The sequence below is a fragment of the Luteibacter sp. 9135 genome (genome assembly GCF_000745005.1).
In the GTDB taxonomy this organism is placed as follows: Bacteria; Pseudomonadota; Gammaproteobacteria; order Xanthomonadales; family Rhodanobacteraceae; genus Luteibacter.
Genome location: NZ_JQNB01000001.1, coordinates 266,304 through 278,896, shown reverse-complemented (window position 1 = coordinate 278,896; position 12,593 = coordinate 266,304). Strand labels below are relative to the sequence as shown.

Sequence of the window (12,593 nt, the reverse complement as noted above, 5' to 3'; positions counted from 1 at the left end):
TCCTTATTGGGCGACGCTGGACAAGGCGACCCGGGGTTCTTCCTGGGCGGTCGGCCTGTCGACCTGCCAGGCGCGCAGCACGGCGCGCATGGAGAAGAACAGCATGGTCAGCACCAGCAGCATGAACATGGCGGTGAGGGCCATGTCCACGCGGTTGTTGGTGACGATGCGCTGCATGGCGTCCGCGGTTTTCGCCGGCGGCAGCAGGGTGCCCGCGGCGGCGGCATCCGCATATTTCTGCGCGGCGGCGGTGAAGCTGATCTTCGCGTCGAACAGCTTCTGCCAGCCGGCGGTGAGCGTGCAGATCACCAGCCAGGCGGCCGGCACCGCCGGCACCAGCACATAGCGCTGGCGTTTCAGCTTCACGGTCACCACGGTGGCCAGCATCAGGGCGATCGCCGCGAGCATCTGGTTGGCGATGCCGAACAGGGGCCACAGGGTGTTGATGCCGCCCAGCGGATCGACCGCGCCCTGGTAGAGGAAATAACCCCACAGCCCCACGCAGATCAGCGTGGCCACCACGTTGCCCAGCCAGGAGTCGGTCTGTTTCAGCGGCGCCCAGGCCATGCCGGCCAGTTCCTGGATCATGAAACGACCCACGCGGGTGCCAGCGTCGACGGTGGTAAGGATGAACAGCGCTTCGAACAGGATGGCGTAGTGGTACCACAGGGCCATCATGCCTTCGCCCGGCATGATCCCGTGCAGCAGTTGCGCCATGCCCACGGCTAGCGTGGGGGCGCCGCCGGCGCGGCCCAGGATGGTGCTCTCGCCGATATTGCGGGCGGTCTCCGTCAGCTCCGCCGGCGTGACCACGAAACCCCAGGCGCTGATCGCCTGCGCGGCGGACTCGGCGGTGGCACCGACCAGGGCGGCCGGCGAGTTCATGGCGAAGTACACGCCCGGGTGCAGCGACGAGGCGGCGATCAGCGCCATGATCGCAACGAACGCCTCCATCAGCATGCCGCCGTAGCCCACCATGCGGGCCTCGCCCTCGTTGGCGAGCAGCTTGGGCGTGGTGCCGGAGGCGATGATCGAATGCCATCCGGAGACGGCGCCGCACGCGATGGTGATGAACAGGAACGGGAAAAGGTTGCCCTGGAAGACCGGCCCGCTGCCGTCGATGAAGCGGGTGACCGCGGGCATCTGCAGCGTGGGTGCGGCAAGGAAGATGGCCAGGGCGAGCAGGGCGATCGTGCCGATCTTGAGGAAGGTGGACAGGTAATCCCGGGGGGCGAGCAGCAGCCACACCGGCAGCACGGAAGCGAAAAAGCCATAACCGATCAGCCACCAGGCCAGCGCCCGGGCGTCGTAGTCGAACAGTGGGGCCAACGTCGCCGAATCGGCCACCGCCTTGCCGTACCAGATGGACGCCAGCAACAGCACCAGGCCGATGATCGACACTTCGAGGATGCGGCCCGGGCGCACGTAGCGCAGGTACAGCCCCATCAGCAGCGCGATGGGGATGGTCGCGGCCACGGTGAACGTGCCCCACGGGCTGTGCGTCAGCGCCTTCACCACCACCAGTGCCAGTACCGCCAGTACGATCATCATCAGGACGAGGATGCCCACCATGGCGATGACGCCGGGCACCGCGCCCAGCTCGGCGCGCAGCATGTGACCCAGCGAGCGACCGTCCCTGCGCAGGGAAAGCCCCAGGATCATGAAATCCTGCACCGCGCCGGCGAACACCACGCCGATCAGTATCCATAGCGTGCCGGGCAGGTAACCCATCTGCGCGGCCAGCACGGGGCCGACCAGGGGGCCGGCACCGGCGATGGCGGCGAAGTGGTGCCCGAACACCACCCACTTGTCGGTGGGCACGTAATCCAGCCCGTCGTTGCGTAGCACGGCCGGCGTGGCGCGGCCCGGGTCCATGCGCAGCACCTTGTCGGCGATCAGGCGGCTATAGAAGCGATAGCCGATCAGGAACACCGCGAGGGAGGCCGCCACCAGCCAGATGGCATTGATCGGCTCGCCCCGGCGGAGGGCGACGACGCCGAGGCACCAGGCCCCCACGATCGCAATGGCGGCCCACAGGATCTTCCCCGCGGGACCGGGTCTCGGAATGGCGTTGTGCATGGTTCGGTGCTCCCCTTGCGGATGGCACAAGGGTCGTCCCGCGCGCGATGGGGGTCAATCGCCGTGGCGCCTTTCGGGCATTAGCCATTGGTCGAATGGTTTTGCGGGCATCCGCATGCCGCGGGCTCGCGAAAGACGCTTGAGCCCGGGGCCTTCCGCCGCCATGCTGGAGGCATCCCCACTCCCCGGGCACGACGATGATCCGCGACATTCTGAAGATGGGCGACGAACGCCTGCTGCGCATTGCGGCCCCGGTGCCCGACGCGATGATGGGCACGGCCGAGCTGGATGCCCTGATCCAGGACATGTTCGACACCATGTATCACGCTGGCGGCGTGGGCCTGGCGGCGCCGCAGATCGGCGTCGACCTGCAACTGGTCATCTTCGGTTTCGACGCCAGCGAGCGCTATCCGGATGCCCCGCCGGTGCCGCAGACGATTCTGCTCAATCCGCTGATCACTCCACTGTCGCAGGACATGGAAGAAGGCTGGGAGGGCTGCCTTTCGGTGCCCGGCCTGCGTGGTGCCGTGAATCGTTACTCGCTGATCCGCTACCAGGGTGTGGATCGCAACGGTGCGCCCGTGGATCGCACGGCCGAGGGGTTCCACGCGCGTGTGGTGCAGCACGAGTGCGATCACCTGATCGGGCGTCTGTATCCCTCTCGCATCACGGACTTCGCGAAGTTCGGCTATACGGATGTCCTGTTTCCCGGCATGGACATCGGCGACGACTGAGAAAGTTCGCGGCCGCGGAGGCCTATTCGGCTTCCGCCAGCGCCTCGACGATTACCAGCAAGGCCTTGCGCCGCTCCTTGGGCAGGCGGCTGACCAGTCCGACGAGGCGCAACTGCTCGCGCGAATCGGCACGGTAGAGGGCGGGGCTTTCACGAACGCCGGTCGCGCCGTTCGGTGCGCCCCGGCCGGTGGCCAGCCATTCGAAGTTGACCCCGAAACGGGTCGCCATATCGATCTGGCGTTCCAGTTCCGGCAGGCCCAGATCGCTCAGCCACTTGCGTGCCGTCTCCCGACTGACGTCGAAAAGATCGGCCAGCTGGGTGATGCGGCCGCGGCCTTTCTTCACACCCGCCATGTCCAGCGCAACATGCAGGCGTTGGGAAAAACCTCGGTTCATAGGTGGCATGACTACTCCGGTGGAACGCGGTGGCGCCGTGAGCCGGGTATTGTTGGTTAGCGTACAGCGCCAGCGTAAGGCTTTTGCAGTTGCCAAGTCGTGCAATTTGCGACTGCTTTTTGATCTGTCTAGCTATGACGGAACGAGTTGATCAATTTTCTCAATTCGTCGGCCGCGCGATGTGCTACGTCGGCAAAGTCCCCATCGGCGCCAGCGTAGATGATGGCGCGCGAAGATGAAATCATCAGGCCATCGCCGGTGGACGTGCCGCCATGTCTCATCACCGCTTCCACATCGCCGCCCTGGGCACCGATGCCTGGTACCAGCAGCGGCATGTCGCCGACCACGGCGCGCACCTTGCCGAGTTCTTCCGGCCAGGTGGCGCCGGTCACCAGGGCGCAATTGCCGTTTGTGTTCCATTCGCGGGCGACGGTTTCGGCGACGCGGAGGTACAGCGGCTGCCCGCCGCAGTCCAGCGCCTGGAAATCCTTGCCGCCGGGATTGGAGGTGCGGCACAGCAGGATCACGCCCTTGTCGGCCCGCTCCAGGAACGGTGCGATGGAGTCCTGGCCCAGGTAGGGATTGAGGGTGACGGCGTCGGCGTCGTAACGGTCGAAGGCCTCGCAAGCGTAATGCGCGGCGGTCGATCCGATGTCGCCGCGCTTGGCATCGAGGATCACGGGGATGCCGGGCTGCGTCGCGTGGATATGCGCGATGACCCGCTCCAGCGCGTTTTCGGCACGCTGTGCCGCGAAATGGGCGATCTGCGGTTTATAGGCGCAGACCAGGCCGGCCGTCGCATCGACGATGGCCCGGCAGAATTCGAAAATGCCTTCGTTGCCGGACAGGCCGGCAGGCAGGCGGCCGGGCTCGGGATCGAGGCCGACGCACAGCAGGGAGTCGTTGCGACGCCAGGCGTCCTTCAGGGCGGTCATGAAGTTCATGGGTGGCTTCGCTCGATAGGGATGTGTGGACGTCTTTACACAAAAGCACCGTAGGAGCGCACGATGTGCGCGATGGCGTTGTGGCGATTCGCCATATGCGCGATTCGCCATGTGGCCATTCGCACATCGAAGCGCGTGACCCGCACGATGGCGGGTGCCGCATCATCGCTCTGTTGGCTTTTCGCGCACAGCGTGCGCTCCTACGGGCGGTGTTGGTGTTGGTGTGGGTGGTATGGGTATCGGTGTCAGACCAGCTTCTTGTACTTCACGCGCTTGGGACCGGCGTCGTCGCCGAAGCGGCGCTTCTTGTCGGCTTCGTACTCGTTGTAGTTGCCGGGGAAGAACTCCACGTGGGAGTCGCCTTCGAACGCGATGATGTGCGTGGCGATGCGATCGAGGAACCAACGATCATGCGAGATGACCACCGCGCAGCCGGGGAACTCGAGCAGGGCGTCTTCCAGCGCGCGCAGCGTTTCGACGTCCAGGTCGTTGGAGGGTTCGTCCAGCAGCAGCACGTTGCCGCCCTGCAGCAGGGTCTTGGCCATGTGCAGGCGACCGCGCTCACCGCCGGACAGCTGGCCGACGATCTTCTGCTGGTCGGTACCCTTGAAGTTGAAACGGCCGATGTACGAGCGGGACTGGATCTCGAAGTTGCCGATGGTAAGGATGTCCGAACCGCCGGAAACTTCCTGCCATACGTTGTTCTTCGGATCGAGCGCGTCACGGGACTGGTCGACGTAGGCCAGCTTCACCGTGTGGCCGTGCTTGACCTCACCGGAGTCCGGCTTCTCCAGGTTCATGATCATCTTCATGAGCGTGGACTTACCGGCACCGTTGGGGCCGATAATGCCGACGATCGCACCGGGCGGGATCTTGAACGACAGGTCTTCGATGAGCATGCGGTCGCCGAAGGACTTGGTGACGTTCTTGAATTCGATGACTTCCTGGCCCAGGCGCTCGCCCGGCGGGATGAATATCTCGTTGGTTTCGTTGCGGCGCTGGTACTCGACCGAGTTCAGCTCCTCGAAGCGGTTGATGCGCGCCTTGCCCTTGGACTGGCGGCCCTTCGCGGCGGTGCGGATCCAGTCGAGTTCTTTCTGCAGGGCCTTCTGGCGGGACTTCTCCTGGTTGGCTTCCTGCTTCAGGCGTTCGCCCTTCTGCTCCAGCCATTCCGTGTAATTGCCCTTCCAGGGAATGCCGCGGCCGCGATCGAGTTCGAGGATCCATTCGGCGGCGTTGTCGAGGAAGTAGCGGTCATGGGTGACCGCGACGACCGTGCCCGGGTAGTCGTGCAGGAAGGTTTCCAGCCAGTCGACCGACTCGGCGTCCAGATGGTTGGTGGGCTCGTCGAGCAGCAGCATGTCGGGCTTGGACAGCAGCAGGCGGCACAGCGCGACGCGGCGCTTTTCACCGCCTGAGAGGGGGCCGACCAGAGCGTCCCACGGCGGCAGGCGCAGCGCATCGGCGGCCACTTCGAGCTGGCGCTCCAGGGCGTGCGCGTCGTTGGCGGCCAGGATGCCCTCCAGAGCCTCTTGCTCCTTGGCCAGCTTGTCGAAGTCCGCGCCTTCCTCGGCGTAGGCGGCGTAGACCTCTTCCAGCCGCTTCTGCGCGTCCAGGACCTCGGACACGCCTTCTTCCACGACCTCGCGCACTGTCTTGGCCGGGTCAAGGTCGGGCTCCTGCGCGAGGTAGCCGATCTTGGTGCCGGGATTGGCCCGGGCTTCGCCCTGGAAATCCTTGTCCACGCCCGCCATGATCCGCAGCACCGTGGACTTGCCCGAGCCGTTGATGCCGAGGAGGCCGATCTTCGCGCCGGGGAAGAAGGACAGGGAGATGTCCTTGATGATATGGCGCTTCGGGGGGACGATCTTGCTGACCCCGTTCATGGTGTAGATGTATTGCATGCGGCCTCCGGAAGGCGCGGCCGCCTGCCTTCCGACGGGGAAGGGGGCGTCGACGCGTGGGTACAAACCCCCATTATAGCCGTTGTCCCGGGAGAGCAGGCCTCCCGGGACCGGGGTCCCTGCGCCCTACAGGCGGGCGCTCAGGTAATCGCGGATGTTCTGGTCGTTGGCCTTGGTGTAGACCCGGCACGCCGCCTTGCCGATGATGTTGTCGGCCATGTTGGTGACGCAGAAGAAACGGTTCTCGGCGGCCTCGTGCGTGGCTCCGATCAGGTGGCCCACCTCGTGCGCGAAGATGTGCCGGTGCGCGCGGTTGCTGGCGATGGCGGCCCGATACGGCTCGATGGCGCCGCCGAGCACGCCGGAGGGCAGGTTCCGGGGCGGTTCGTTCACGAAAAGGACGAATCGCGAAAGGTTGTCCACGTGGCCGCCCTGTTCCCTGACGTAACGGGCGCCTGCAACGGCGATATCCGCAATGCGGCTTTCGGCTTGGCCCGCGTGGTAATCCATGTCGGTCAGGCCGGGAATGCGGTCGCGCAGCGACACCCTGATCGGCATGCCGGGGCGTACGTTGGCTTCCATGTCCTTGATCCACCACGCGGCGTACCAGTTGAGGAACTTGGCGTAGTCGCGCTCGCCGGACCGATCGTGCAGGAAGATCCAGACGTGCAGCGTCTTCTCCGACGGCGCGTCGCTGCCGCCGTACAGCTCGGTCAACTCCTCAGGCTGCTCGTTGCCGGGAAGGAGCAAAAGGTCGCTTCCTTCCAGCCATGGCCACGCGCCTGAGCCGGAGGAAAACCGGGCCATACGCGGTGCCGGCGCCGGGGTGTCGTCGTCCATGACGACGTCGACGCGGTCGCCAACCCGGATGACGCTGGCCGGGCGGCCGTCGACCTCGGCCAGATACAGGGTGCCCTGCGTTCCGTCGGGGAAGTCGAGAGCGGTGTTGAGCCGCTCCAGCACGCTGACCCGCTGCGGCGTCGCGCCCGGGCGGGACAACAGGACGTCGCTGGGCAGGCCCCCGGCTATCTGTTGGTCGAATGCCTCGGCGATCCGGTCGGGCTGGGCGGGGGCGGGGGGCGTCCATGCGGCCAGTCCGGAAGCGATGGCGATCGTGAACATGAGTGTTTTCATGGGGGTATTCCTTTCCCTACGCGGCAGGATGCGACCGCAGAATTAGCCTACGCACAAGCCAGGGCGATCACCCTAGGAGCTTGCCTAGCGGGATGTAGGTATTTGACTTGATCGTATGTACGTCATCGCTGGCCCCTTGGGCCTGCCGGCCAGGGCACCGGATCCGGTTGATCTGGAAGGTCCCGCAACGCCGTCAGTCGGCGCCGCGTGGTGCGTCATCCGGGCGGGGAAGCGGTGGCAACGCAGGTATCGTCCCCGGCCCTTCCGGCCAACAAGGATGTCTCGATGGTTTCCATGTTCCGCCTGTGCAGGGCACTCGTGCCCGCCCTGGCCCTTTTCCTGCCCTCCGTCGTCCAGGCGGCCCCCGTGCCGCCGAACGGCGCCGCGAGCGTCGTCGAGCTGTTCGATCAGGCCGTGGACGCTGGCCTTCCCTTCCGCATCTGGATTCCCGACGTGACGATGACACCATCGCCGTCCGCCGGGGAGCAGAGTGGCCCTTCACGACCGCGGCGTGCCGTGGGCCCCGGTGCGGGCATCTCCGTCGAGCGGCGCCTGCCCGTGGACCTCCGCCTGTCGCCGCAGGTCGCCGGGGCCATGTACGCCGGGCAACTGAACGGGGAGCGCGCCGTGTTCACCCGGGGCGGCGACGGCCTGCACGTGTCCCTCCCGTCCGAGGGCGGGGTAACCGTCGTATCCTTCCGGGTCGGGCATGACGAGGCGCGTCGCCACACCTACCCGGCAGGGGACGGCTACGCCGACGAGCCTGTCATCCCGTTCACGGGCGAGCTTTCGATCACGCCCCACCACGTCGAGGACCCGCTCGCCCACCGGCCGACGTTCCACGTGTTCGTCCACGACGATCTTCGCGAGCAGTCGATAGCGGACCTGCATGCGCGATTCGCCGCCTGGTGGCTGGCGGACCTGGTAACCGTGCTGCCCGGCGAGCCGAAGATCGACGTGCGCTATTACACCAGGGTGCCCTGGATCACGGACATGGACTATGAGCATCCGGATGTCCTCGACCGCTTCGCGATCGCCCTGCGACAGCTGAGCCTGCATATCGACTTGCCCTACGGCAAGTCGTACAAACACAAGTTCCTGCTGCTGACGGCCCGCCCCGCCGTGAGCAAGGCGTCCGGACTGGCGCTGGAGGGGCAAAGCGAAGCCGTCGCGACCGTCCAGGGCCGCGTGTCGGTGCTGGCCCACGAATTTGGCCATACGCTTGGGGCGACCCATGAGTCGGCGGCGTCCGGCCGCTTCCGTACCGGGCCATGGAGCCTCATGAACTGGTACCGGTGCGACTCGAACATGCACCCACTGGCGCCATCCACTTTCAGTTGCCTGCGCTATACGCCCGACAACGAACGGGCCATCCGCTCCTACATGCGCCACGGCCCGGTCGCCGAGCGGACGGACCTCTGGCTGGAGCGGCGCTGAGCCCGCGGGTGGGGCAGTGGCCGCAAACCCCGGCGGGCGCTACACTTTCGGTCTTCATTCCCCACCCGCGACCCGAGGTAGAGATGTTCCCCAAGGATGCAACGATCGCCGGCTATGACGACGAACTCGCCAGGGCCATCGCCGACGAGACCCGTCGCCAGGAAGATCACGTCGAGCTGATCGCCTCGGAGAACTACGCCAGCCCCCGTGTCATGGAGGCCCAGGGCTCGTCGCTGACCAACAAGTACGCCGAGGGTTACCCCGGCAAGCGCTACTACGGCGGCTGCGAATACGTGGACATTGCCGAGAAGCTGGCCATCCAGCGCCTGAAGAAGCTGTTCGGCGCCGATTACGCCAACGTGCAGCCGCATTCCGGTTCGCAGGCCAACCAGGCGGTGTACTTCGCGCTGTTGCAGCCGGGCGACACCATCCTGGGCATGAGCCTCGCCCACGGCGGCCATCTCACCCACGGCGCCAAGGTCAACTTCTCCGGCAAGATCTACAACGCCGTGCAGTACGGCATCGATGCCGAGACCGGTCTGGTCGACTACGACGAGATCGAGCGCCTGGCGATCGAGCACAAGCCGAAGATGGTGGTGGCCGGATTCTCCGCCTATTCGCAGGTGATGGACTGGGCGCGCTTCCGCGCCATCGCCGACAAGGTCGGCGCCTACCTGTTCGTCGACATGGCGCACATCGCGGGCCTCGTCGCCACGGGCCACTACCCCAGCCCGATCGACCACGCCCACGTGGTCACGTCCACCACGCACAAGACCCTGCGCGGTCCGCGCGGCGGCATCATCGTGGCCAAGGGCCTGGGCGAGGATATCGAGAAGAAGCTGCAGTCCATCGTCTTCCCGGGGATCCAGGGCGGCCCGCTGATGCATGTCATCGCGGCCAAGGCCGTGGCCTTCAAGGAAGCGCTGGAGCCCGAATTCAAGGACTACCAGGGCCAGGTGGTGAAGAACGCCAAGGCCATGGCGAAGACATTGATGGAGCGCGGCTACAAGGTGGTCTCCGGCGGTACCGAGAACCACCTGATGCTGGTCGATCTGATCGGTCGCGAGGTTACCGGCAAGGACGCGGAAGCGGCCCTCGGCAAGGCGCACATCACCGTCAACAAGAACGCCGTGCCGAACGACCCCCGCTCGCCGTTCGTCACCTCAGGCCTGCGCGTGGGCACGCCGGCGATCACCACCCGTGGCTACAAGGAAGCGGACACCATCGAGCTGACCCAGTGGATCTGCGACGTGCTGGACGCACCGGGAGACGAGACGGTCATCGCGGCGGTGCGCGAGAAGGTTACGGCCCAGTGCGCCCGTTTCCCGGTATACGGCTGATCGATGCATTGTCCGTTCTGCCAGCATGAAGACACCCGCGTCATCGACTCACGGCTCACCGAAGACGGGAGCACGGTGCGTCGTCGACGCGAGTGCCCGCAGTGCAGCGAGCGGTTCAATACCTTCGAAACCGCCGAACTCAAGCTGCCGGTGATCGTCAAGTCCGGCGACCGTCGCGAGCCGTTCGACGAACACAAGCTGCGCGTGAGTTTCGAGCGCCCCCTGCAGAAGCGCCCCGTGGCCAGCGACGCGGTGGATACCGCGATGCGCGCCGTCATCAACGACCTCCGCCGCCTCGGCGAGCGCGAGGTGCCGTCGCGCCAGGTGGGCGAACTGGTGATGCGTGAGTTGAAGGAACTCGACCAGGTGGCTTACGTGCGCTTCGCCTCGGTATATCGCCGCTTCGAGGATGTGCACGCTTTCCGCGAGGAGATCGAGAAACTCGAGCGCGACCTACCCTCGATCGAAGGCCTGCAACTGCCGCTGCTGGACGCAGCCAGGCGGGGGCGCAAGGGCTGAGCATGTCGCGCCCGTTCTTTCCCGCCATGGATCACCTCCACATGGCGCACGCCTTGCGCCTGGCGGAGCGCGGCCTCGCCACCACCCAGCCCAACCCGCGCGTGGGCTGCGTCATCGCCCGCGGCGAGACCGTGCTCGGCACCGGCTGGCATGCGCGCGCGGGTGAGCCGCATGCGGAAGTCTTCGCGCTGCGTGAAGCCGGCACGGCGGCACGCGGTGCCACCGCTTACGTCACCCTGGAGCCCTGCGCGCACCACGGTCGCACGCCGCCCTGCGCCGACGCCTTGATCGCGGCGGGCGTGGGCCGTGTGGTCGTGGCGCACGAGGATCCATTCGACCAGGTCGATGGCGCGGGGATCGAAAAACTGCGCGCCGCCGGCATCGGCGTGCAGGTGGGCCTGATGCGCGACGCCGCGCACGAACTCAACATCGGTTTCTTCAGCCGCATCCAGCGCGCTCGCCCGTGGGTGCGCGTCAAGCTGGCCATGAGCCTCGACGGTCGCACGGCCCTGGCCGACGGCACGTCCAAGTGGATCACCGGCGAGGCCGCCCGCGCCGATGTGCAGCGCTGGCGCGCGCGCTCCTCGGCCATCCTTTCCGCCAGCGGCACCGTGCTTGCCGACGATCCCCAGCTGACCGTTCGCCTGCCCGACGCCCCGGGTTGCGTGCCGCCGTTGCGTGCCATCGTCGATACCGCGTTGCGCACGCCGGCCGGTGCCCGCGTGCTCGACGGTACGGCGCCCACGCTGGTGTTTCATGCCCCGGATGCGCACGTGCCGGCCCATCTGGCCGATGTGGCGCGCGTGGCGGTACGTCGTGACGACCACGGTGGCCTCGAACTGCGTGCCGTGCTGCACGAGCTGGCCCGGCGCGACGTGAACGAGGTGCATGTCGAGGCAGGCCCGGTCCTGTGCGGTGCCTTGCTGGCCGCGGGGCTGGCCGACGAACTGTTGGTCTACGTCGCGCCGGTCCTGCTCGGCAGCAGCGGCCGCCCGATGCTCACCCTGCCGCCGCTCGACGACATGGCCTCGCGCTGGCGCCTGCACACGGTGGACCGCCGGCAGGTAGGCGACGACATGCGGTTGCAGCTGCGGCCGGCGTGAACACCTATCCGCACGTCCGCTGGGGCATCGTCGGCTGCGGTGCCGTCACCGAGACCAAGAGCGGCCCTGCGTTTGCGAAGGTGAGCGACTCGTCGCTGGTCGCCGTGATGCGGCGTGATGGCGACAAGGCGCGCGATTATGCGGCTCGCCACGGCGTGCCGCGCTGGTACGACGACGCGGCGGCGCTGGTCGCCGATCCCGGCGTGGACGCCGTATACGTCGCCACGCCGCCGTCCAGCCATCGCGAGTACGCCCTCATGGCCATCGCCGCGGGCAAGCCGGTGTACATCGAGAAACCGATGGCGATGGACCACGCGGAATGCACGGCGATCCTGCAGGCCGCGCGGGCGGCCGGCGTACCCGTCTTCGTGGCCTACTACCGGCGCGCGCTGCCGCGCTTCCTGCGTATCGCCGCGCTGTTGGCCGAGGGCGCGATCGGCACGCCGCGCCTGGTCAACGTGCTGTTGCACCATCCGCTCGAGGCACGCTACCGCGACCCGGCCAACCTGCCCTGGACGGTGCGTCCCGAGCTGTCCGGCGGCGGCATCTTCGTGGATATCGGCTGCCATACGCTGGATATCCTCGACTTCCTGCTCGGCCCCATCGTCGAAGCGCGTGGCATGACCGCGCACCAGATGAACGCTTATCCGGCCGAAGACGCCGTGGCCATGGCCTTCCGCTTCCGCAGCGGCGTGCTGGGTACCGGCTTGTGGAACTTCGCCGCCGACCGCCGCGAGGATCGCGTGGAGATCGTCGGCGATCGTGGCCGGCTGGTCTTCGCCACCTTCGGTGACGGGCCGATCGAACTCGAGGCCGGCGAGCGACGCGAAAGCATCCGGGTGGTCAATCCGCCGCACATCCAGGAGCCGTTGATCGCCACCATCGTGGCGACGCTGACCGGCAAGGGCACCTGCCCCTCGACGGGCGACTCGGCGGCGCGCACCAGCCGGGTGATGGACCAGGTGCTCAAGGGCCACCCGCTGCCGCCCTGACCGTTGCAAT

The 12,593-nt window shown here is 66.9% G+C and carries 11 protein-coding genes; 6 read left to right on the top strand and 5 right to left on the bottom strand.

Annotated elements, in window-relative coordinates; genetic code table 11:
• Positions 1-3: 3 nt before the first annotated feature.
• Positions 4-2,079, bottom strand: a complete 2,076-nt coding sequence (locus tag FA89_RS01275; protein WP_036137391.1) for a carbon starvation CstA family protein — start codon at positions 2,077-2,079, stop codon at positions 4-6.
• Positions 2,080-2,276: 197 nt separating this feature from the next.
• On the opposite strand from FA89_RS01275, the gene def reads away from it, so the two are divergent.
• Positions 2,277-2,813, top strand: a complete 537-nt coding sequence (def, locus tag FA89_RS01270) for a peptide deformylase (RefSeq protein ID WP_036137389.1) — start codon at positions 2,277-2,279, stop codon at positions 2,811-2,813.
• A gap of 22 nt (positions 2,814-2,835) precedes the next feature.
• Here def and FA89_RS01265 read toward each other — a convergent pair whose 3' ends face one another.
• The 4 genes from FA89_RS01265 to FA89_RS01250 form a co-directional block, all read right to left on the bottom strand.
• Positions 2,836-3,219, bottom strand: coding sequence for a hypothetical protein (locus tag FA89_RS01265; RefSeq protein ID WP_036137387.1), 384 nt, complete (start codon positions 3,217-3,219; stop codon positions 2,836-2,838).
• A 119-nt stretch (positions 3,220-3,338) separates the two neighbouring features.
• Positions 3,339-4,154, bottom strand: coding sequence for an orotidine-5'-phosphate decarboxylase (pyrF, locus tag FA89_RS01260; protein WP_036137384.1), 816 nt, complete (start codon positions 4,152-4,154; stop codon positions 3,339-3,341).
• 245 nt (positions 4,155-4,399) lie between these two features.
• Positions 4,400-6,058: an energy-dependent translational throttle protein EttA gene (gene ettA / locus FA89_RS01255; RefSeq protein ID WP_036137382.1), complete on the bottom strand. Its 1,659-nt coding sequence runs from the start codon at positions 6,056-6,058 to the stop codon at positions 4,400-4,402.
• A gap of 126 nt (positions 6,059-6,184) precedes the next feature.
• Positions 6,185-7,192 carry a hypothetical protein gene (locus tag FA89_RS01250; RefSeq protein WP_036137380.1) on the bottom strand — a complete coding sequence of 336 codons (1,008 nt, stop codon included), beginning with the start codon at positions 7,190-7,192 and terminating at the stop codon, positions 6,185-6,187.
• 285 nt (positions 7,193-7,477) lie between these two features.
• Here FA89_RS01250 and FA89_RS01245 point away from each other — a divergent pair, with 285 nt between their 5' ends.
• The 5 genes from FA89_RS01245 (at position 7,478) to FA89_RS01225 (ending at position 12,583) form a co-directional block, all read left to right on the top strand.
• A complete protein-coding gene (locus tag FA89_RS01245; RefSeq protein ID WP_036137378.1) occupies positions 7,478-8,629 on the top strand; it encodes a hypothetical protein in 1,152 nt (383 codons plus the stop codon).
• An 83-nt stretch (positions 8,630-8,712) separates the two neighbouring features.
• Complete coding sequence (gene glyA, locus FA89_RS01240) at positions 8,713-9,969, top strand: serine hydroxymethyltransferase (protein WP_036137376.1); 1,257 nt, start codon at positions 8,713-8,715, stop codon at positions 9,967-9,969.
• Positions 9,970-9,972: 3 nt separating this feature from the next.
• Entirely contained in the window at positions 9,973-10,488 is a 516-nt protein-coding gene (nrdR, locus tag FA89_RS01235; RefSeq protein ID WP_036137374.1) for a transcriptional regulator NrdR, read from the top strand.
• A gap of 41 nt (positions 10,489-10,529) precedes the next feature.
• Complete coding sequence (ribD, locus tag FA89_RS01230) at positions 10,530-11,591, top strand: bifunctional diaminohydroxyphosphoribosylaminopyrimidine deaminase/5-amino-6-(5-phosphoribosylamino)uracil reductase RibD (protein ID WP_036143404.1); 1,062 nt, start codon at positions 10,530-10,532, stop codon at positions 11,589-11,591.
• On the top strand, positions 11,588-12,583 hold the full coding sequence (locus FA89_RS01225) for a Gfo/Idh/MocA family protein (RefSeq protein WP_036137372.1): 996 nt from the start codon (positions 11,588-11,590) through the stop codon (positions 12,581-12,583). Before ribD ends, FA89_RS01225 begins: the two co-directional genes overlap by 4 nt.
• Positions 12,584-12,593: the final 10 nt, after the last annotated feature.